This window comes from Rhodococcus sp. NPDC055112, assembly GCF_053607505.1.
In genome coordinates this window covers 1-20,574 of record NZ_JBSGTR010000042.1, presented here as the reverse complement: position 1 = coordinate 20,574, position 20,574 = coordinate 1, and the positions used below count along the sequence as shown (strand labels likewise).

21 protein-coding genes and 1 tRNA gene are annotated in these 20,574 nt (G+C 68.5%); 14 read left to right on the top strand and 8 right to left on the bottom strand.

The annotated features are described in order from the left end of the window. Positions 1–94 precede the first annotated feature (94 nt). Together ACWFRB_RS18015 and ACWFRB_RS18010 are read left to right on the top strand one after the other, a co-directional pair. Positions 95–1,522 carry an amidase gene (locus ACWFRB_RS18015; RefSeq protein WP_452642476.1) on the top strand — a complete coding sequence of 476 codons (1,428 nt, stop codon included), beginning with the start codon at positions 95–97 and terminating at the stop codon, positions 1,520–1,522. Then, the gene (locus tag ACWFRB_RS18010; RefSeq protein ID WP_452642475.1) at positions 1,498–2,508 is read left to right on the top strand and encodes a pentapeptide repeat-containing protein; all 1,011 of its coding nucleotides are present in this window, start codon (positions 1,498–1,500) and stop codon (positions 2,506–2,508) included. The genes ACWFRB_RS18015 and ACWFRB_RS18010 overlap by 25 nt, the downstream gene beginning before the upstream one ends. On the opposite strand, the gene ACWFRB_RS18005 is transcribed toward ACWFRB_RS18010, so the two are convergent. After that, positions 2,417–3,664: a cation:proton antiporter gene (locus tag ACWFRB_RS18005; RefSeq protein WP_452642474.1), complete on the bottom strand. Its 1,248-nt coding sequence runs from the start codon at positions 3,662–3,664 to the stop codon at positions 2,417–2,419. The two genes, ACWFRB_RS18010 and ACWFRB_RS18005, sit on opposite strands and share 92 nt — an antisense overlap. 393 nt (positions 3,665–4,057) lie before the next feature. Between ACWFRB_RS18005 and ACWFRB_RS18000 the strand changes: the two genes are divergently transcribed. Beyond that, complete coding sequence (locus tag ACWFRB_RS18000) at positions 4,058–4,246, top strand: hypothetical protein (RefSeq protein WP_452642473.1); 189 nt, start codon at positions 4,058–4,060, stop codon at positions 4,244–4,246. Between the two features lie 160 nt (positions 4,247–4,406). Here the strand turns inward: ACWFRB_RS18000 and ACWFRB_RS17995 are convergent. Both ACWFRB_RS17995 and ACWFRB_RS17990 read right to left on the bottom strand, forming a co-directional pair. Then, positions 4,407–4,478, bottom strand: a tRNA-Thr gene (locus ACWFRB_RS17995). Positions 4,479–4,561: 83 nt separating this feature from the next. Further along, positions 4,562–5,758: a serine hydrolase domain-containing protein gene (locus ACWFRB_RS17990; protein ID WP_452642471.1), complete on the bottom strand. Its 1,197-nt coding sequence runs from the start codon at positions 5,756–5,758 to the stop codon at positions 4,562–4,564. 249 nt (positions 5,759–6,007) lie between these two features. On the opposite strand from ACWFRB_RS17990, the gene ACWFRB_RS17985 reads away from it, so the two are divergent. From ACWFRB_RS17985 to ACWFRB_RS17950, 8 genes are all read left to right on the top strand, one after another. Next, positions 6,008–7,201: a sensor histidine kinase gene (locus ACWFRB_RS17985; protein ID WP_452642470.1), complete on the top strand. Its 1,194-nt coding sequence runs from the start codon at positions 6,008–6,010 to the stop codon at positions 7,199–7,201. After that, a complete protein-coding gene (locus ACWFRB_RS17980; protein WP_452642469.1) occupies positions 7,198–7,863 on the top strand; it encodes a response regulator in 666 nt (221 codons plus the stop codon). The genes ACWFRB_RS17985 and ACWFRB_RS17980 overlap by 4 nt, the downstream gene beginning before the upstream one ends. Before the next feature lie 159 nt (positions 7,864–8,022). Continuing rightward, positions 8,023–8,847 (top strand): FAD binding domain-containing protein, encoded by an 825-nt coding sequence (locus ACWFRB_RS17975; protein WP_452642468.1) that lies wholly within the window; start codon positions 8,023–8,025, stop codon positions 8,845–8,847. Beyond that, positions 8,847–11,573, top strand: a complete 2,727-nt coding sequence (locus tag ACWFRB_RS17970; RefSeq protein ID WP_452642498.1) for a molybdopterin-dependent oxidoreductase — start codon at positions 8,847–8,849, stop codon at positions 11,571–11,573. Before ACWFRB_RS17975 ends, ACWFRB_RS17970 begins: the two co-directional genes overlap by 1 nt. 10 nt (positions 11,574–11,583) lie before the next feature. Further along, entirely contained in the window at positions 11,584–12,555 is a 972-nt protein-coding gene (locus tag ACWFRB_RS17965) for an antibiotic biosynthesis monooxygenase (protein ID WP_452642467.1), read from the top strand. Between the two features lie 43 nt (positions 12,556–12,598). Beyond that, complete coding sequence (locus ACWFRB_RS17960; RefSeq protein ID WP_452642465.1) at positions 12,599–13,192, top strand: PepSY domain-containing protein; 594 nt, start codon at positions 12,599–12,601, stop codon at positions 13,190–13,192. Positions 13,193–13,209: 17 nt separating this feature from the next. Next, positions 13,210–13,770, top strand: a complete 561-nt coding sequence (locus tag ACWFRB_RS17955; RefSeq protein WP_452642463.1) for a dihydrofolate reductase family protein — start codon at positions 13,210–13,212, stop codon at positions 13,768–13,770. A gap of 81 nt (positions 13,771–13,851) precedes the next feature. Beyond that, positions 13,852–14,256, top strand: coding sequence for a nuclear transport factor 2 family protein (locus tag ACWFRB_RS17950; RefSeq protein WP_452642462.1), 405 nt, complete (start codon positions 13,852–13,854; stop codon positions 14,254–14,256). Positions 14,257–14,274: 18 nt separating this feature from the next. Here the strand turns inward: ACWFRB_RS17950 and ACWFRB_RS17945 are convergent, their stop codons facing one another. From ACWFRB_RS17945 to ACWFRB_RS17930, 4 genes are all read right to left on the bottom strand, one after another. After that, positions 14,275–14,616: an SdpI family protein gene (locus ACWFRB_RS17945; RefSeq protein ID WP_452642461.1), complete on the bottom strand. Its 342-nt coding sequence runs from the start codon at positions 14,614–14,616 to the stop codon at positions 14,275–14,277. Between the two features lie 65 nt (positions 14,617–14,681). Beyond that, positions 14,682–15,674, bottom strand: coding sequence for an alpha/beta fold hydrolase (locus ACWFRB_RS17940; RefSeq protein WP_452642459.1), 993 nt, complete (start codon positions 15,672–15,674; stop codon positions 14,682–14,684). Between the two features lie 12 nt (positions 15,675–15,686). Continuing rightward, entirely contained in the window at positions 15,687–16,316 is a 630-nt protein-coding gene (locus ACWFRB_RS17935; RefSeq protein WP_452642458.1) for a YdeI/OmpD-associated family protein, read from the bottom strand. Between the two features lies 1 nt (position 16,317). Next, positions 16,318–16,731 (bottom strand): VOC family protein, encoded by a 414-nt coding sequence (locus ACWFRB_RS17930; protein ID WP_452642457.1) that lies wholly within the window; start codon positions 16,729–16,731, stop codon positions 16,318–16,320. A 94-nt stretch (positions 16,732–16,825) separates the two neighbouring features. Between ACWFRB_RS17930 and ACWFRB_RS17925 the strand changes: the two genes are divergently transcribed. Together ACWFRB_RS17925 and ACWFRB_RS17920 are read left to right on the top strand one after the other, a co-directional pair. Then, positions 16,826–17,776: a helix-turn-helix transcriptional regulator gene (locus ACWFRB_RS17925; protein ID WP_452642456.1), complete on the top strand. Its 951-nt coding sequence runs from the start codon at positions 16,826–16,828 to the stop codon at positions 17,774–17,776. A 124-nt stretch (positions 17,777–17,900) separates the two neighbouring features. Beyond that, entirely contained in the window at positions 17,901–19,214 is a 1,314-nt protein-coding gene (locus tag ACWFRB_RS17920; protein ID WP_452642455.1) for an alpha/beta fold hydrolase, read from the top strand. Positions 19,215–19,242: 28 nt separating this feature from the next. Here ACWFRB_RS17920 and ACWFRB_RS17915 read toward each other — a convergent pair whose 3' ends face one another. Further along, on the bottom strand, positions 19,243–19,677 hold the full coding sequence (locus ACWFRB_RS17915; RefSeq protein WP_452642454.1) for a YjdF family protein: 435 nt from the start codon (positions 19,675–19,677) through the stop codon (positions 19,243–19,245). A gap of 248 nt (positions 19,678–19,925) precedes the next feature. On the opposite strand from ACWFRB_RS17915, the gene ACWFRB_RS17910 reads away from it, so the two are divergent. Then, positions 19,926–20,381: an AraC family transcriptional regulator gene (locus ACWFRB_RS17910; protein WP_452642453.1), complete on the top strand. Its 456-nt coding sequence runs from the start codon at positions 19,926–19,928 to the stop codon at positions 20,379–20,381. The last annotated feature ends 193 nt before the right edge of the window (positions 20,382–20,574 follow it).

Below are 20,574 nucleotides of genomic sequence, written 5' to 3'. Positions count from 1 at the left end.
AAGACGAGCACCGCCTCGATGCACATTGACATGTCGTGTCAAACTGTCACGCGCGAGCCGGCCGGGCTCGTGAAAGTGCACGACAGGGGGGTACGTGGAGATCACCGAGGAGTCGGCCGTCGCGCTGGCGGGCTCGATCCGGGCGGGGTCGCTCAGTTCGCGCGAGGTGGTCGAAGCGCACATCGCCGTGCTCGAGCGGGTCAACCCGTCGCTGAACGCGGTGGTGGTCGAACGGTACGACGCCGCCCGACGCGAGGCGGACGAGGTCGATGCGCGACTGGCCGCCGACGGACCGGACGCACTCCCTCCGCTCGCGGGCGTTCCCGTGACCGTCAAGGAGTCGCTCGCCGTCGCGGGCATGCCCAACACCGCGGGAGTCGTTGCGCGCAAACACATCCGCCCCGCGGCACACGCACCGGTGGTGCAGCGGGTCCTCGACGCGGGCGCGATCGTGCTCGGGCTGACGAACACGTCCGAGGGCTGCATGTGGATCGAGAGCAACAATCGGGTCTACGGGCGCACCAGCAACGCCTACGACCGCCGGCGAAGCGCGGGCGGCTCCTCCGGCGGCGAGGGTGCCGTGATCGGCAGCGGCGGGTCCCCGATCGGGATCGCCACCGACGCTCTGGGGTCGATTCGCATTCCTGCGTTCTGCAACGGGGTCTTCGGGCATCGACCCTCGACCGGACTGCTGCCCGTCACCGGATCTTGGCCACCGCCCTACGGGGTCGCGCGGATGTGCGCGAACGGTCCGCTGGCGCGCCGCGCCCAGGACCTGATGCCCCTGCTGGAGATCATGGCGGGACCCGACGGCGTCGACCCCCTTGTGCGGGAGGTGCCGCTGCACGACCCCGCGTCGACCTCGCTCGACGGGGTCCGGGTGACCCTCATCGAGGACGCGTTCCTGCCGGGCACCGGTCGCGAGATGCTGCGCGCGCGGGACCGGGCCGCCGCCGCGCTGGAGACCGCGGGCGCGAAGGTCGAGCACGTCACGATGACGTCGCTGCGCCAGATCGGATTGTTCACCACCATCGTCCTGGCCGAGGAGACGGGCATCAGCTTCGCGGAGATCATGCGCGAGCAGGGCGCCCATCCTCTGTCCGCATCTCAGCTGGTCGCGTTGCGCGGCAAGCACACCGCGCCGATGCGCTCGCTGGTGATCGGCGAGGTGCTCGAGTCCCTACTGCCCAAGCCGCTGGTGCGGAGGCTGGCCGCCGCCGCCCACACGGTGGCGGACGAGGTGACGGCGATCGTCGGTGACGGCCTGCTGCTGCATCCGACGATGCCGACCGTCGCGCCGCGGCACGGCGCGTCCACCGGCCAGCCCTGGCGGACCAACGCGGTCGCCCCGTTCAGCCTCGCCGGGCTGCCCGTCACGCAGGCACCGCTCGGGCTGGGTTCGGCCGGGCTGCCGCTGGGCGTCCAGATCGTCGGCGGGATGGGCAACGACCACCTCACGATCGCCGCCGCGCTCGAGCTGGAACGCGCGTTCGGCGGATGGACGCCCCCGCCCGGAAACTAGACTTCCTGGGCAATCACCCGACCGAGAGATCGCCTGCCGTGCCTGCCGACCAGCTCCCCACTCCGACCGCCCCGAGCCTGAACGCCGACTGCGGCAATTGCTTCGCGCTGTGCTGCGTGGCGCTGCCCTTCGCCAAGTCCGCGGACTTCGCGGTCGACAAGTCCGCCGGCCGGCCGTGCAGGAACCTCCTGGACGACTTCCGGTGCGGTATCCACACAGACCTCAGGCACCGGGGGTTCACGGGCTGCACGGTCTACGACTGCTTCGGCGCAGGCCAGAAGGTGTCACAGCAGACCTTCGAAGGGCGCGACTGGCGGCGGGAGCCGGCCGGGGCCGACGCGATGTTCGAGGTCTTCCCGATCATGCGCCAGCTCCACGAGCTGCTCTGGTACCTGAACGAATCGCTGGCGACCGCGGCCGCCGAACCGGTCAACGCCGAACTCCGTGACGCCTGGGACCGGACGGTGGAGCTGGCCGACGGCGACGCCGCGTCGGTGGCCCGGATCGACGTCGATCGCCACCGCCAGGAGGTGAACGTGCTGCTGCTCCGGGTCAGCGAGCTGGTTCGCGGGGCGGCGCCGGGCCGCAAGCGTGAGCACAGGGGCGCCGACCTCATCGGCGCCAAGCTGCGCGGCGCGAACCTGCGAGGGGCGAACCTGCGGGGGGCGTACCTGATCGGCGCCGACCTGCGAAAGGCCGACCTGCGGTCGTCCGATCTCATCGGCGCCGACTTCCGGGGCGCGGATCTTCGGGGCGCGGACCTGACCGAGAGCATCTTCCTGACCCAGTTCCAGGTCAACGCCGCGAAGGGCGATGGGACAACCCGCTTGCCCGCCGCGCTGGCCGTGCCACCGCACTGGGGCGATTCGCCGGGTCCCGCCGGGTCGGGCGTTCTCACGGCGGCCCCGGCCGCACCAGGTCGTCCTCTCCGCGCGGGTGGCGGCGGAACCAGGCGGCGTAGCGGTCGGCCAGCGGCGCCGCGCTGAGCCCGTGGGCCAGCACCGAGGCCCCGATCGTGATCACCGCCGTCGTCAGGAGCAGGTCCTCGTGGGGCAGCCGCCCCGGTTCCTCGAGGATGAGGATGACGAAGACGATCGTGGCGAGTCCGCGGGGGCCGAACCAGCCGAGGAACGCGACTGTCGGCGCGCGTGGGTGCGTGCCGACCAGCGACAGCGCGACGGGGACCATCCGGACGACGGTCAGGCTCAGTGCCGCGTAGCCGAGCACGGCCAAGGACAGGTGCCCGAGGGCGGGGCCGAGGAGCACGGCACCGAAGACGATGAAGGTGACGGCACTGAACAGGTCACCTGCCTCGTCGAGCAGGCGTGCCCCCTCCTCGACGCCGCCACCGCGGCGACGGATCGCACCGTAGGTCAGTCCGCCGACGAACGCGGCGATGAATCCCGAGCCGCCCAGTGGCACGGCCACGGTGTAGGCGAGCACGGCCGCCGCCACGGGGACGATCTGCGCCCACAACGGGTCGATCGTGCCGCGACGGCGTGCGGCGGCCAGGATCGCGGCGGCGATCGCGCCCGCGCCGACGCCCGCCGCGATGCCGAACCCGATCTGCTCGGTGACCAGACGGACCGCGGCGCCGCCGCCGATCGCACCCGCTTCCGCCTGCGCGATGGCCAGCACGACGAGGAAGAGCGGCACGCAGATGCCGTCGTTGAGCCCGCTCTCGACGTTCAGGCCCTGCCGCACCCGCAGCGGCAGGGTCCGGAGGGTCACCACGGCCTGCCCGAGCGCGGCGTCGGTGGGGGCGAGGATCACCGCGAGCAGCAGCGCCTCGGGCCAGGCGAGGTCGCCGAGCACGAGCACCGCGGCACCGAAACCCGCCGCGATGGTCAGCGGCAGGCCGATGCCGAGCAGCCGGGCAGGCAGGGAGATCTCGGTGCGGAGCGCGGACAGGTCCACCCGGGCGGCGTCGGAGAACAACACCAGAGCGAGCGTCACCTCGGCGAGCAGCTTCACCGTCTCGGCGGTGGCGTGCACGTCGATCAGTCCCACAGCCTCTCCCCCGAACAGGAGGCCGGCGGCGGTGAAGACGATCGGAGCCGTGATCGGGGTGCCCTCGAGACGCCGCGACAGCGCGGCAAAGACGAGCAGGACCCCGGCGATCGCGGGTAGCGCCCATGTCATGCCGCCACCGCCCTACTCGAGTCACCGGGCCGCCAGGTCTCGTCCAGTATGGCCATACAAGGCTATTGCCGTTCTGGATCAGCGAGGCGCATGTCCTACCTGAGTATGAGGCGTCCGTATCGGACATCGTTCCGGAAGCTGACGACAACCAACTTTCACTTGTGGTGCCCTGGCTAGATGGCATCCACTCGCATACTCACCACCACGGCGACAGTTTTGACCGTATGCGCTACGGCAGCGACGCTGAGCTCATGCACCCTTTCCGAATCGTTGAAGGATGTATGGGCGGTCCGGTACGTCTTGGAAACCAACACACCTGGCGCCGGCGACTCTGATATCTCATACCAAACAGCGCCCAAGCGAGGAGTCGACGCAGAAACCAAGCATGAATCTGTGACCACCTACCCGTGGATGGCCGATGTGATCATCACTGACAAGGATTCGGCTCGGATCACCGCGACGCCCCCCGCCGATCAAGTTCTGAAGTGCACAATTCTCCTCGACAAAGAGAAGGTTCTCGATCAGAACACCGGCGCGCCAGGTGAACCCGTGACCTGCACCGCGACGCCCCCAGGACAGTAGAGGTCCTGACCAACGCACTTGAGCGTGTCTCCTGGACGCCCCCATGACCCTCGTCAACAACTCGAGGAGCGTGTGGTCAGGATGCGGGCAAAGCGCGGTGAGGGCCATTTCCGAAACTCGGAAATGGCCCTCACCTGCAGCGGAGTCCATCCACTCACTGAGCCCCCTGTCAGGATTGAACTGACGACCTTTCGCTTACAAGGCGAGTGCTCTACCACTGAGCTAAGGAGGCGGACAAAGCGCGCCCATCATATCTGGCCACCTCCGAGGCCCCGAAACCGACGGCTCGGATGCGCGCCTGACCGGCTGCCGGACCTATCCGCTCAACGTGTAGACGTGATCGGGACTGATCACCTCGGTGATCGCGGTGGCGAGGACGCCACTGGACCCGGTGTCCAGCGTGTCGATGTCCGAGTTGATCAGAATGACCATGGTCAGATCCTTCTCCGGCAGGTACACGACGACGCTCTTGTAGCCGGGCAGGCTCCCGTTGTGCCCGATCCATCCCTGCACATCGAAGACCCCGAGGCCGTACCCGACGCCATCAATCCCCTGAGCCGGCATCATCTGCATTCGCTGCCGCTGGGTATCCGCGTCGAGCAGGTCGCCCTTGAACAGCGCGTGCGCCCAGGTCCGCAGATTATCGAGCGTCGAGATCATCGAACCGGCCGCCCACCCCCACGACGGATTCCAATCGGTCGCGACCCCGAGCGTCTCGTCCTTCGTCTGCGTCGTGTAGCCCTGGGCGTGCGGCTCCGGAAAGGCGTTCGACGTGGGAAAGGTGGTGTCCTTCATCCCCAGCGGCTCAAGGATTTTCGCCTTGATGATGTTCGTCATCGAGTCCCCCGATACCTTCTCGACGACCATCCCCAGCAGGATGAAGTTGGTGTTGGAGTATTCGAGCTGTTCGCCCGGCTCGAAGTGCAATGGGTCACCCTTGATGTATTCCACCAGCTGCCGCGGGCTGAAATCACCCTTCGGGTCGGCAAGGAAATCGGTGCCAAACTGTTCGGCGTAGGTGTAGTCGGCCAACCCGCTTCGCATGCCCGCCAGGTGGCGCAGGGTGATTCTGTCGCCCTCGGTCACACCGTCGACGTACGTCGAGATCGGATCATCGAGAGCGACCTTGCCCTCATCGACCAGCTGTAGCAGCGCCGTCGCCGTGAAAGTCTTTGTCACGCTACCTATCCGGCTGTAGAAGTCCGCCTTCATGGGAGCACCGGTCGCGGTGTTCGCCGTCCCCTTTGCGCTGACATAGCTGCCGTTCGGTCCCCACACGCCCACGATCGCGCCCGGTACCCCGGTCTTCCGGACCGCCTCCGCTATTGCCGCGTCCAGCTTCGCGGACGTCGCCTGATCCATCTGCACGCCGGAGGCCGCGGAGGACTCCGAGCCAATCGACGCGGAGCCCTCACTCGTGCCAACGCATCCGGTGGCCCCGACCGCCACCACGAGCACCCCCACGACGGCGCACAAGGCCCTCCTCGAACGCACTTCACAATTGATCGACATCGACCTTGCCCTCCCGCTCCAGTGCATCCACCCTGGACGCCGACCCAGTAGAGCAGTCGAATTGACTAAAACCGATACAGGACTACGCATTTCAGAAGGATCGCGACCTGCGGCGTACATGAGCATAGGCCTTGGGGCATACCCGGTCGGTCCCGATTGTGTCCGCTCGGACGATGCGAAGACGGGCATAGTGGTTCTAGCGTCGATCGAGTTGGAGTCGCGAGGCGATAGAAGGAGGCACACGCGACCATGACCACCATGCGTTGCCTCCGCCCGGCGGAACATCTCGATGACCGCTCACCGGCCCGCTGGGCCTTCGATGCGATCGTCGCGGTCCTGGCGGTGGCGGTGGGGATGCCCGACCTCTTCCACGACGGCGAGGGCCCGCCCTGGATCGCGATCGCGGTCTTGGTCGCCGTGCTTGCCCCGCTGGCGGTCCGGCGCATCTTTCCGATCCCGGTATTCGCCTGGGTCCTGATCAGCGCGGTCGCCGCCGGACTCTGGAACGACAACGTCGCCGCCGACCTGGGCCTGCTCATCGCGCTCTACACCGTCGCCGCGGCGCAATCGCGACTGGAGGCGCTGGTGGCGGCGGCCTTCCTCGAACTCGCCATGATCGTCGCCACCGTCCGCACCACTGGTGGCAGTTGGTGGCACGCCTCGATCCTCGTCTCGGGCCTGGTCGGTGCCGCGCTCGGGCTCGGGCTGTACGCATCGACCCGGCGCGCGTACCTTGCCGAACTCCGCGATCGCGCGGTGCGTTTGGAACACGAGCGCGACCAGCAGGGTGAGTTGGCCGCAGGCGCTGAACGCGCGCGGATCAGCCGCGAGATGCACGACATCGTCGCGCACCACCTGACCGTCATGGTTGCCCTCAGCGAGGGTGCGGTCGCCGCGAGCACAACCTCGCCCGAACGTGGGATCGAGGTGATGCGCACTGTGTCCGCCACCGGCCGACAGGCGCTGGCCGACACCAGGAGGCTGCTCGGAACTCTGCGCGAGAACGAGATCGGGGACCCCGGCGATGACGCGCTCGCGCCCGTCCCGGACCTGGCCGAACTCGACGTGCTCATCGCCCGGGTGCGCGACGCAGGACTGCCGACCTCACTCGAGGTGCACGGGAGCGCCATCGACCTACCCGCCACCATCCAGCTCACGGTCTATCGGCTGGTGCAAGAGGCGCTCACCAACACACTCAAACACGGCGGCCAGGGCACCCGCGCCTCGGTGTGCCTGCGTTACCTGCCCGGCGAGATCCGGGTGGACGTCGAGGACGACGGTGACGGAGCGGCCGCGGCGACTCCGTCCGGCGGGGGCGGCGGCCTGATCGGCATGCGGGAGCGAGTCCACACATATGGCGGCGTCATGCGGTCCGGCCCGAGGGGACCTCGCGGTTGGCGGGTCTCCGCGCGGCTTCGCCTGGACGAAGGAGAGACCACGTGATTCGTGTGCTGTTGGTCGACGATCAATCCCTGTTGCGGATGGGATTCCGGCTGATTCTGGAGGCCGAATCCGATATCGACGTGGTCGGCGAAGCCGGGGACGGCTCGACCGGGGTCCGGATGGCGGCGGCACTCGAACCGGACGTCGTGATGATGGACGTCCGGATGCCGACCATGGACGGCATCGCGGCCACCGCCGCGATACTCGACGCCCAGCCCACCTGCAAGATCCTGATCCTCACCACCTTCGATGTCGACCAGTACCTCTATGCCGGCCTGAAGGCCGGTGCCAGCGGGTTTCTGCTCAAGGACGCGCCCCCGACGTCTCTGCTCGCCGCGATTCGCACGGTGGCCGACGGGGAGGCCGTGCTCGCTCCGACCGCGACCCGACGCCTGATCGACCAGTTCATGCCGCTGCTGCCCGAACCGGACCGGCAGGCCCGGCGCGACACGGTGCTCAACGCCCTCACCGACCGGGAGCGAACGGTGTTCGCCGGGCTCGCGGCCGGCCGGTCGAATCGCGAGATCGCAGGCGACCTGCACGTATCCGAGGGCACCGTGAAAATCCACGTGGGACGAATTCTGTCGAAGCTGGGCCTGCGAGACCGGGTGCAGGCCGTAGTGCTCGCGTACGAATCGGGCCTGATCACCCCGGGAAACTGAGCACCGCCACGCCAGACACGACATACGGGGTCCCGCCCGGTCGGACCGGCCATAGGAGGCCGCGCTCGCCGGACGGGTTCCCGGTGCCTCAAACGCCGACCCGCGCCGACCCGGTCGGCGTATGTTTGGCACGACACATTCCCTGACGGGAGCGGTCCCATGGATCTCAACACCATCAGCGATGTCGTGCGGCGACCACCCGACCGCCCCGGCGCGGAGTGGCGCGACGGCGATGCCTGGCTGGCCGGGGGCACGTGGCTGTTCTCCGTTCCCCAGCCCGAACTGCGCCGGCTGATGGATCTCACCGCACTCGGCTGGGATGCCCTGGTGCCGAGCGAGTCCGGCCTCGAGATCGGCGCGACGTGCACGGTTCGCGATCTCTATGATCTTGCACCGCAGAGCGATTGGCGCGCAGCACCGCTGTTGAGGACGAGTTGCGAGGCGTTCCTGGCCTCGTTCAAGGTGTGGAACTCGGCGACGGTGGGCGGCAACATCTGCATGTCGCTGCCCGCGGGCCCGATGATCACGCTGACAGTGGCGCTCGAGGCGACCTACACGCTGTGGGCGCCGGACGGATCGCAGCGCACCGTCGCCGCGGCCGACTTCGTCACCGGCGACCACCGCAACGTGCTGGCGCCAGGCGAGCTCCTGCGCCGCATCGACATCCCGGCCGACGCACTGCGCAAACACCACACCCACCGCCGCTTCAGCCTCACCCGACTGGGACGCTCCACCCTGTTCATGATCGCCACCCAGACCCCCGGCACCGCCGACCTCACCCTCACCATCACGGCGGGCACCACGCGTCCGGTCCGCCTGGAGTTCGAGACCGTGCCGGACCCCGAGACGATGCGGCGCAGCATCGACTCCCTCCCCGACGACCTGTGGTTCGACGACCCGAACGGCACCCCCGAACACCGCCACCACCTCGCGCGGCACTTCGCCGAGGAGATCCGCGTCGAGCTGGAGTCGGGAGACCGATGATGGCCTACACCGTCAACGGCAAGACCTTCGACGAGGAGCCGCGGCCCGGCCAGTGCCTGCGGACGCATCTGCGGGAACTCGGCCACCACGGCGTCAAAAAGGGCTGCGACGCAGGCGATTGCGGCGCCTGCACGGTATGGCTCGACGGCGATCCGGTGCACAGCTGCATCACCCCCGCGTTCCGGGCGGAGGGCCGCGAGGTGACCACGATCGAGGGCCTCGGATCCCCCGACGACCTGCACCCGCTCCAGAAGCAGTTCCGCGACGCCCCCGGCTTCCAGTGCGGCTTCTGCACCGCGGGCATGATCATGACGGCAGCGACCTTCACCGACGCCCAGAAACAGGACCTGCCCCGCGCCCTCAAGGGCAACCTCTGCCGCTGCACCGGCTACCGGTCGATCGAGGACGCCGTGCACGGGGTCGTCGGGATCGAGGACGCGCGCCCCGGTCGCGCCGTCGGCACCAGCGTGGGCGCCCCGGCCGCCACCGACGTGGTGACCGGCCGCGCCGAGTTCACCATGGACACCGAGATCGAGGGCATGCTGCACCTGAAGGTGCTGCACTCGCCGCACGCGCACGCCCGCATCGTCTCGATCGACAAGACCGCGGCGCTGGCGGTCCCCGGGGTATGCCGCGTCTACACCTGGGAGGACGTGCCCCGAAAACCCTTCACCACGGCCATCCACACCGATCACCTCGTCGACCCGGACGACACCTACATCCTCGACGACACCGTGCGCTTCGTCGGGCAGCGTGTCGTCGCGGTGCTGGCCGACACCGTCGCGGCCGCGGAGGAGGGCTGCCGCCGGGTGGTCGTCGAGTACGAGCCGCTGCCTGCGGTGTTCGACCCGGAGGAGGCGATGGCCGACGGCGCCCCGCAGCTACACGGCTCGGACGATCCGTTCGTCCGGGACCCGGTGCACAACATCCTGCTCGAGCTGCACGGGCACGTCGGCGACGTCGAGGCCGGGTTCGCCCAGGCCGACGTGATCCACGAGGGCACCTACTTCTCGCCGCGGGTGCAGCACGCCCACCTGGAGACACACGGCTCCATCGCCTGGATGGCGGACGGCCGCCTGCACGTGCGCACCAGCTCGCAATCGCCGTCCATCGCGAAGGTCAAGCTCTCCCACCTGTTCGACCTGCGCCCGGACCAGCTGCGGGTGTTCTGCATGCGCGTGGGCGGCGCGTTCGGTGGCAAGCAGGAGGTGATCTCGGAGGACCTCGCCGCCCTCGCCGCCCTCGACACCGGGCGGCCGGTCTGCTTCGAGTACACCCGCGAGGAGGAGTTCACCACGGCCTCACCCCGACACCCCATGAAGCTCACGGTCCGGCTCGGCGCCCGGTCCGACGGCACCCTCACCGCGATACAGGTCCGCAACGTCTCGAATACCGGCGCCTACGGAAATCACGGAGGTGAAACACTTTTCGCCGGCGGCGCGGCGGTCATGCTCTATCGCTGCCCGAACAAGAAATTCGACGGCTACTCGGTGTACACCAACACCGTGCCGAGCGGGGCGCTGCGCGGCTACGGCATGACCCAGCCCGCCTTCGCAGTCGAATCCGCCATCGGCGAGTTGGCGATCGCGCTCGACATGGATCCGCTCGAGCTGCGCCGCCGCAACATCGTGCGGCCCGGCGACTCTCTCGTCGCGTTCGAGGACGGCCCCGATGACGTGGTGTTCGCCGAGGACGGCGTCGGGCGGTGCATCGACCTCGTCGACCAGGCACTGCGCCGCGGCGGCTCCGAGGCGCCTACCGGCGAGGACTGGCTCGTCGGGACCGGGACCGCGAGCTCGTTGCACGAGACCGCGCCGCCGACCGATCACGTCTCGGAGGCGTGGGTAACCCTCGACGACGACGGCATCTACGAGCTCGCCGTCGGCACAGTGGAATTCGGAGAGGGCACCCCGACCGCGCACGTGCAGATCGCCGCGAACCAACTCGGCACCACGCCGTCGCGGATCCGGCTCGTGCAATCCGACACCGACCGAACGGGATTCGACACGGGTGCGTTCGCCAGCGCGGGCCTGTCCGTCGCGGGCAACGCCGTGCTGCGGGCATCGACCGCACTACGGGACCGGATCCTCGCGTTCGCCGCGGCACACACGGGGGTCGACGTCGCCGCCTGCGCCATGGACGACGACGGCGTCGACTGCGACGGCACCCGCGTGCCGCTGACCGTGCTGCAGGCCGCCGCGGGCACCCGCGGCATCCGGTTCACCGCGGCCCGCAAGGCGTACGGGTCGCCGCGCAGCGTGGTGTCCAACACGCACGGCTTCCGGATCGCCGTGCACGGGGTCACCGGCGAGATCCGCATCCTGCAGAGCGTGCAGGCGACCGATGCCGGGGTGATCATCAACCCCGCGCAGGTGCGCGGGCAGATCGAGGGCGGCGTCGCACAGGGCATCGGCTTCGCGCTGACCGAGAACTTCCACGTCGACGGCGACGGCGTGATGGTCAACCCGAACCTGCGCAACTACCGCATCCCCACCTACGCCGACGTGCCCCGCACCGATGTGCTGCTGGTCGACTCGTCGGACTCGGTCGGACCGATGCACGCAAAGGGCATGGCGGAGTGCTGCATCAACCCGGTCGCGCCCGCGCTGGCCAACGCCCTCGAGAACGCGACTGGGGTGCGGTTCCGGATGCTGCCGCTCACCCCCGAACGCATCTACGGCCGGATCGTCGAGTCGCGTACCGGCGCCACATCGGTGCGCGTGTAAGGAGGCGACGGTGGAGGCCGAGGAGCACGTCCGCGACACCGCGACCGTCATCATCGGCCAACGGGTGCGCGCCGGGTCCGAGGCGGAGTTCAAGGCCTGGCAGGAGGATATCAACGTCGCCGCCTCGCACTACGCCGGCTTCCTCGGCGCCCAGATCTCCGCACCCACCGCGGTACAGCCCGATTGGGTGGTGGTCTACCGATTCGACTCCGTCGCCAACGTGCAGGCATGGGTCAACAGCGCCACCCGCCAGGCGTGGCTCGACAGGGGGCAGGAGTATCTCGACGGCCCGGCGACCCAGCAGGTGATCTCCGGCGGATCGCGCCCCACAGACCAGCTCGTGACGGTCGTCGTGACCCACCGTGTGAAACCCGACAACGCCGACGCCTTCATCGAGTGGCAGGACCGGATGCGGTTGGCGGAGCGCAAGTTCGAGGGCTTTCGCGGCTCCGAACTCTTCCGCCCGATCGAAGGCCTGCAGGACGAGTGGACCGCCCTGTACCGCTACGACAACGCCGCGAACCTCTTCACATGGCTCACCTCGACCAAGCGACAACAGCTCCTCGCGGAGGGCGACAAGTTCCACGAGTTCTCCTCCCGCACCGTCGACAACTCCTTCGGGAGCTGGTTCGCCTTCGACGAGAAGGGAAACGAGGCGCCGCCACCCTCGGACGTCAAGACCTCGATCGCCGTCTGGGTCGGCCTCTACCCCACCGTCGTGCTGCTCACCCTCGCGCTCTCCCCGCTGAAGATGCCGCTGTGGCTGGGCCTGCTCGTCGGGAACCTGTTCTCCAGCTTCGCCATGACCTTCGTGACCATGCCGCGCTACGTGAACCGGCTGCTGGGGCGCTGGTTGCGGCCGCCCCCGGACGCGCCTGAAACCAGGACCAATCTCCGAGGGATCGCCGCCGTCGCCGGGGTGATGACGTTCTGGGTCGTCGTCTTCTATCTCGTGACTCGGCAGTTCTGGACGCTGCCGTGAAAAAGAAAAGTGTTCACCCTTCTATGGAATCGAGGACCAACCGATGACCACGAAGACTGCACGATGCGCGAGCCTGATCCCCTTTGCCGTCGCCTCGGCGCTGCTGGTGGTGGGATGCGGCTCGAACGACGATGACACCACCCCGACGACGAGCGCCGCCGCGACCTCCGAGTCCATGACGATGTCCATGCCCACGGGTACCACGGCGATGGCGCAGGTCAGCAAGGAAAAGGCCGAACAGTCCGCCGTCGCGACCGTGCCCGGCGGGGTGGTCGTCTCCTCCGAGCTCGTCACACACGACGGCACGCAGGTGTGGCACGTCCACATCCGCAACACCAACGGCTGGGACTACGACGTGGACGTCGACGCAGCTACCGGCGCCGTGGTGGATCGCGACCAGGAGGATCACGATGACGACCGCACGTCGATGACCGGCGCACCGAACGCGGCGGCGACGGTCACCAAGGAACAGGCGGAGCAGACCGCCCTCGCGACCGTCCCCGGCGGCACGGTCGTCTCCTCCGAAACCAATCAGCGCGACGGCAAGACGGTGTGGCACGTCCACATCCGCAACACCCAAGGGTGGGACTACGACGTGAACGTCGACGCCGCCAGCGGCGCCGTCGTGCCCAACTGATCCGCGCGGGCACCGAGATGCGCAGGCTGGCAGTCACGCAGAACATCACCGTCGACGGCTCGATCGAGATGTTGGGCGATTGGTTCGATCCTCGAGGTCAGGGCGGGGTGGACAACTCCGACCTGCTCGAGGAGTCGCGCCGTCAGGACCGTGCAGCCGACGGGTTTCTGGTTGGCCGGCGCACTTTCGAAGACCTACGCGGATACTGGCCCAAGCGGTCCGACGATGCCACGGGGATCACCGACTACCTCAACCGAGTACAGAAGTACGTCGTCTCCTCGACGATGACCGACCCACAGTGGCAGAACTCGACGGTCCTCTCCGGCGAACCCGCCGAGGAGGTCCGCGCGTTGAAGATGCGGCCGGGCAAGGACATCGTGGTCACCGGCAGCATCATGCTGTGCCACACCCTGATCGAGGCAGGACTCGTCGACGAGTATCGGCTGTTCGTCTACCCGGTCGTGCAGGGCCGGGGCCGCCGGTTGTTCCCAGACGGGTTCGAGTTGCCGGAGTTGGCACTGCTCGACGCGAAGGCCTTCCGCTGTGGCATCACCTACTCGCGGTACGGCAAGGCCTGACCGGGTTCCCAATCGTCCAAGTCTGCAGCGCCTCGCCGTTCATAAGGTGTGTGCAGGTGACGCCGGAGGACGGAGGATTCCATGGACGACGACCTGATCGCGGACGCCGGGGCGGAACTCGTCACGCTCTGCGACGACTGGTACGGGGCGATCGTTTCCAACGACGCCGAACGGATCGGCGCCTTCATGGCGGACGACTGGGTGATCGTGTCCGAGTCGGGGATCGCGCCGAAGGCGCAGTTCCTCGGCTTCGTCAGATCGGGCGAGCTGACCCATTCCGCCATGGACCGGGCCGGTGGGGCGAGGGTCCGGATCCACGGTGACACCGCCGTGTTCACGGCGCGGGTGACGAACACCGCGCACTACGCGGGCCAACAGTTCGACGCCGATGAATGGACGTCGGACGTGTTCGTCCGACGCGACGACCGGTGGCTGTGCGTGCTGACCCACATCACGGCGGCCCGCGTGCGGGACGATGACGACTGACGAGAGGATGCCAGCGGCTCAGGCGACGTCGGCAGCCCTCGCAGCACGGACGAACACCCAGATCACGCCGCCCACCATCGCGATGATCGTGCCCCAGTATGCGACTGGCGCGCCGAGTCCGATCCCGCTGCAGATGCCCGCGATCACGAACGCGGTCACCCCGGGCATCACCGCGGCCGCATGCCCGACCCGCCACGCAGCCTCACTGCGCTTCAATGCGGGGATGCGGATACCGACGAACGAGTTGACCGGAATCGCTCCGCGCCCGGCGGCAACACAGACCACCACCAGCAGAAGCAACAATCCGGTAAACACCCAGGCCACGTCGATCAGAGCGCCCGGAACATCGTTCGTTGTCATGACGCTCACTCTGACACGTCTGAGATTCCGTTCGACGTGCACCGAGAGAGGCCTTGACCCATGTCCTAGCCGCGCGCCGCCGCGACGACGTCGCGAATCGCGTCGACCACCAGTTGCGGCGACTCGTTGTGGATGTTGTGGCCGCTGTTCGTCTGCGTGATGTGCTGCGCGCCAGGAAACAGCAGGGCGAGACCGTCCTGCGACGCCAGCTGCGCCTGCCAGAACACCTCCGGGTAGTCGGCGGGTGCGTCGGCGGGCAGGCGGGCGCGGAAGGCGTCCGGGTCGAAGGTGTCCCCGCTGAGCACCACGACCGGCACGTCGGGAACCGCCGGGGCTGCGTGCAGCTGAGCGAAGGTCGCGGCAGGGTCGAGCTGCTCGACGTCCGCCCACTGGGCGGTGCGGCGCTCGTTGTCCAGCTGGTTCATCTGCAGGAACACCGAGAACTCGGCGGGGGTCATCTCGCTCTCGAGGAACTCCGACATGCCGTCCACGAGGACCAGACCGGCCGTCTCGTCGGGATGGGTGCCCGCGTACACCCTCGCGATCGGTCCCCCGTACGACCACCCGACGAGCACGTAGGGGCCGGGCACCTCCGCCGCGGTCAACAACGCGTGCAGATCGGCCGTGTCCCGCTCCGGGTTGGTCGGCTGCGCCACCGGCGTGGACGGGGTGAACTCGTCGCCCGCGCGTGCGGTCCCCGGTCGGTCGTAGGAGCAGACCCGCGTGAACGCGCCGACCTCCGGATACACGGCGGACCCGCTCGGCACCATCTCACCGGACTGATCGGCGACCTCGCTCCAGGTGTCCGCGGCGGCGACGGCGCCGGGCACCAGCACCACCGTCGGGGATCCGCTGCCGCGGCACTCCAGGTACATCTGCCGCCCATCACCGATGTCGAATGTCCTGGCGATGTCGGCCTGGGGCGTGTCCGCCGTGGGCACCGTGTTGCCCGCGGGGTTCTCCTCCCGGCTGCCACACGCGATCAGCGACGCCGTGACGCCGAGGACGGCCGCCGCGAACCGCAGGGCGGCGAATCGCCCGCCCGGAGTGGCGCGCATCACATCAGCGTGTCACACCGCGGCGCTTTGCGGGAGGGCGCCGTCGCCGATCCGCACCCCTGGGTGATTCGCCCGGATGTTCACCGCCGCGAGCGCGACCGTCCGATCGATCCGGCGCTGCCGCGTCTCCGGCCGCTTCGCCGTCGCGATCCACTCCAGGATCAGCCTCTTGGAGGATGGCGGAAAGCCCTCGAAGTTGGCGCGCGCGGCCTCGTTGCGGTGCAGCGGTTCCCGCAGATCGTCGGGCAGCGGGGCGCCGTCGTCGGGCACCACCCGCCAGGTCCCGGCGGCCTTGGCGACATCGATCACGGCCTGGCCGGGTGGGGTCATCTGGCCCAGCTCGATCATGTTCGCCGCGCGTTCCCGGTTCACCCGGCTCCAGGTGCTGCACGGGCTTCGAGGGGTGAACCGCAGCCGGGAACTGTCCGCGTCGTGCTTGCGGTGCAGTCCGTCGATCCAGCCGAAGCAGAGGGCCTGCTCGATCGCCTCGTGGTAGCGCGGGCTCGGCGTGCCGCTGTCCTTGTGATGGATGATCAGCCAGATCTCCTTCTCGGACCGGCCGTTTCGTGCCAGCCAGTCACGCCAGTCTGCGGTCGTGCGCGGGGCGAAGGTGTTGACGTCGGGGGCGCTCACCGTGGTCATCTCACGCCTCCTTCGAGCCGAGGACGTCGAGGTAGTGCTGGTTGTACATGACGCCGAGGATGTTCCCGAACGGGTCGACGACGGAGGCGGTGACGAATCCGGGTCCACGCTCGGTCGGCTTGTCGTGCACGGTGGCGCCCAGCGCCAGGAGCCGATCGAAGCCGGCCTCGACGTCGTCCACGTGCCAGTAGGTGACCTGGCCGCCGGCATTGTCCGTGCGGGCGTGCGGCGCGAACCGGCTGTCGACGATGCCGAGCTCGTGTTGGAAGTCGCCGATGCGGAACTCGACGTAGGCGATCTGCCCGTCGACCTCGCGGGCGAAGTACGGCTCGATCCCGAGCACCCCGGTGTACCAGTCCCTGGCGGCCGCGACATCGTCGGCGAAGAAGCTGACGGTGGTGAGTCCTCGCAACATCGGTGGTTCCTTCCCTCGTTCGGTTGGTGACGAGAACCATCCTTCCGGCCAAAGTGCTCACCAACTGAGCACTTTTACGGGGAAACTGAAGAACATGCGCGCAGACCGACTCGTCGCCACCCTCCTGCTCATGCAGTCCCGCGGCCGGGTGACGGCCGCCGAGCTGGCCGACGAGCTCGAGGTCTCGGTGGCCACCGCCCGCCGCGACCTCGAGGCACTGTCCGCGGCGGGCATCCCGGTGTACCCGCAGCCCGGTCGCGGCGGCGGCTGGGCGCTCCTCGGCGGCGCCCGGACGGACCTGTCCGGCCTGTCGTCCAACGAGGCGCAGGCCCTGTTCCTGCTCGTCGGCCCCGCCGCGGCGGTGTCGGGCGAGGCCAAGGCAGCACTCCGCAAGCTCGTACGTGCTCTGCCCCAGACGTTTCGGGCCGAGGCCGAGGCCGCCGCGGGCGCCACCATGATCGACCCGACCCGCTGGGGCGAGCGGGATCGCCGCCGACCCGAGATGGTGGACCTGTTGCAGTCCGCCGTGGTCCGCAGGCGAAGGGTCCGGCTAACCTATGTGAACGGCGCCCGCGAGCGGAGCGAACGCCTTGTCGACCCGTGGGGTCTGGTCGACAAGGACGACACCTGGTACCTGATCGCCGGGACCGAGCGCGGCAGGCGAACCTTCCGGGTGGACCGGATCGCCGAGGCCGAGCCGACCGATCAGCCCGCCGACCGGCCGGACGACTTCGAGCTCGCCGCCGCGTGGGAGCAGGTGGTCGGCAAGATGGAAGAGCGACGCTCGACCACCTGGGCGACCGTGCTCATCGAGACCAGGTTTGTGCGGATCCTGCGCGACCACTTCGGCAGGCACTGCCACACCGACGGCGAGGCCGACGACGGCCGCACCCGGGTCCGCCTCGCCGCACCCACCCCACTCGACATCGCCCGCAACCTCGCCGGCTGGGGCGCGGACGTCGAGGTGCTGGAACCGCAGTCGGTCCGGGACGAGTTGGCGCGCATCGGAATCGAGCTCACCGGTCGGTATTCCGGCGAGCACTGAACTTCCCGTCCCGTGCGGACGATCCCAGACCGGAGATGGGGGACATCCCTGATGGTCTCGCCGGCCTCTGCGACCTAGTCTCGGCTACGTCGTCAGTTGCCCCCTCCCCGGAAAGGACCGCGGGATGTCATCCAGATCGCCGGAGTCGTTGGCGCGCCGAATCGCTGCCTTGATCGCCGTGACGGTAGTCCTGGCGATGACCGTGCTCGTCGGGGCGACGGTGTTCTTCGCATCGGCGGCGCTGTTCGATTCCGTTCCGTTGTTGACGCTGTGGGCGATCGTCACGGTGATCGTCTGCTCGTACGGTGCCGGGCGCCTGTGGGCGCGCATCGCGCGCAGGCGGGTACCCGCATTTCGTCTGTTGGCGGGCGCGGCGATCGTCGGCCTGGTGTGTGCGGCGGCCGGCTACACGCTGATCGGACGGGCGGCGCACCGGGACGATCACGCCGCGGTTTCCGCAAGCAACTACTGGGACCTGCCCACCGGATCGACCATCGCGTACCGGCACCTGCCCGCGGCAACCGCCACGTCCCGTTCGCTTCCTGTGATCTTTCTGCACGGTGGGCCCGGCACCGCGGGAGACGGCCTGCCGCCCGCGAGCGCCGAGCTCGCCGCGGCCGGATACGACGTCTATGCGTACGACCAGGTCGGGTCGGGCCGCTCGAGTCGATTGTCCGACGTCCTCGACTACACAGTTGACCGGCAGGTGCGCGATCTCGAGGCGATCCGGCAGGCCATCGCCGCCGACCGGATCGTGGTGATCGGCCAGTCGTGGGGTGGCATCCTCGCGGCGCGGTACGCCGCCGCGTACCCCGATCGCGTCGCCGGAGTGGTGGTCAGCTCACCCGGCGCATTGTGGTCGCCGGAGTACCCGGACGGGTCGGACGGGAACATCAGGGCTCGCGAAACCCCGGCGATGACCGCCCGGCTCGACGAGACCGGCAGCTCCCCTCGTGTCCTCGCGGTCTCCGTTCTGCAGGCGATCAACCCCGTTGCCGCGCACAACTTCTGGACCGACGACGAGGCCGACGACCTGTTCCGGCGGCAGTTGGAGGTACTGGCGCCGCTGGCACAGGCGCCCGGCCGTCGAGCGGATCTCGTTCCGGCGTCGCCACCCGGCTACTGGGTGAACCAGATGACCGGCGTCGATCTCGCGTCGGTTGACGACCCGCGTCCGGCATTGCGGAGCGTGCACGTCCCCGTGCTCGTGATGCGCGGCCAATACGACTACAAGTCCTGGCCCGTGACGCGCGAATACCGCGACACGTTTCCGAATTCGACGATGGCGCTGATCCCCGACGCCGGCCACGCCATCGCCGCCGACAGGCCCGAGTTGTACACCGCGACCGTCCTCGCGTTCCTGACGGACGGCCGACCCGCACTCCCCCGGTACGAGGGAGCCGAGCCGCCGCCGGGATTCGCCAACGCCGCACGGTGACCGCCAGGGCTTCCGGCGGGCCGGTGGTTCATGCCTTTCCCCGGTGTCGCGCCTTCGCCTTCGCTCGGGCAATCTGTCGGCGCGTGTGCTCGGCGGTGTCGCGAAGCTCTTTCCTCCTGGACTTCCGGGCGCTGGCGTTCTCGGAAATGGTCTGCTTGACGGCCTCCTGGGCGACCGTGCTGACGGCCGGCTGGGCTCGTTCCTTCGCGACCTGCCGCGCCAGCCGCTTGGGATTGACCGGCCGCTGTGCTGCCCGCCGCTGGTCGACCGGCACCGTGGGTGAGCGGTGCGCGAGGGCGGACAACGCCCCATAGTCGCGTAGCGCGAACTCGTAGAGTTCGGGGCCGCTCGGTTCGGACCCGAACACGTGGCGGGCCACGCGCAATTCGCCGTTGTCGATGACCTCGAGCAGGCCGACCCAAAACTGTCCGTCGTAGAAGACGGTGAACGTCGTCGAACTCACTTCAACCTCCAGGTATGCGTAGGCAACCTGGCAGCATCAGGAGTCTTCGACGGCGAAGTGACGAGCACGCCCGAGCCTGGGGCCCAAGGACCCATCGGGACGCGCCATCCGGACTTCCTCCGGACTGTGCAATTCGTGCGACCAGCAATCAAGATCAGCCTATCGCATGTATAAAAAACGCAGGTCAAGCCCTATTTAAACCGTGATACCTTCGCTTCCGCCGAACCACAGTGGGAGAAATAGTGCGCATGACGCTTCAACACATTCCGAATCGTCGGCTCGCCTTTGTGCGCGCCACCGGACCGTTCGGGCAGGGCAACGCCCAGGCGATGGCCGAGATCAAGCAGTGGGCGTCTCGCCGGGGACTACTCGATGACGGAGCGATCCTGTGTGGAATTCCGAGGGACGATCCCTCGGTGACGCCGCCGGACGAGTGCCGCTATGACGCGGCACTCGTCGTGGCCGAGGATCTCGAACTCGATGGCGCGGTCGGCGTCGACACCCTCCGCGGCGGGCAGTACGCGGCATTCGATGTGCCGCACACCGCGGAGGGCGTGGGTGCGGCGTGGTCGAGCATTTTCGAGGAAATCGCGACCCGCGGGCTGGCGGTGGACGGCGAACCGATCTTCGAGATGTACACATCGGAATTGATCGCGCGCCACCTGTGCCAGCTCTGGGTACCGTTGCGACTGGAACTCACCTGATTCCCGGGCTGCTGCGCCGCAAACTCTGTGGAGCCGTACATCGCCGCCAGCGTCTTGTGCGACGCTCGCGGCGATATCGGTCCGATAGTTCAATGCTTCCTTCGCGCAGCCGAATTGCGACTCGGGAATGACATAGGCCGGGGCCACCCCATCACTGAACACAGTTGATGGGGTGGCGCCGCTGTGCGGCGCC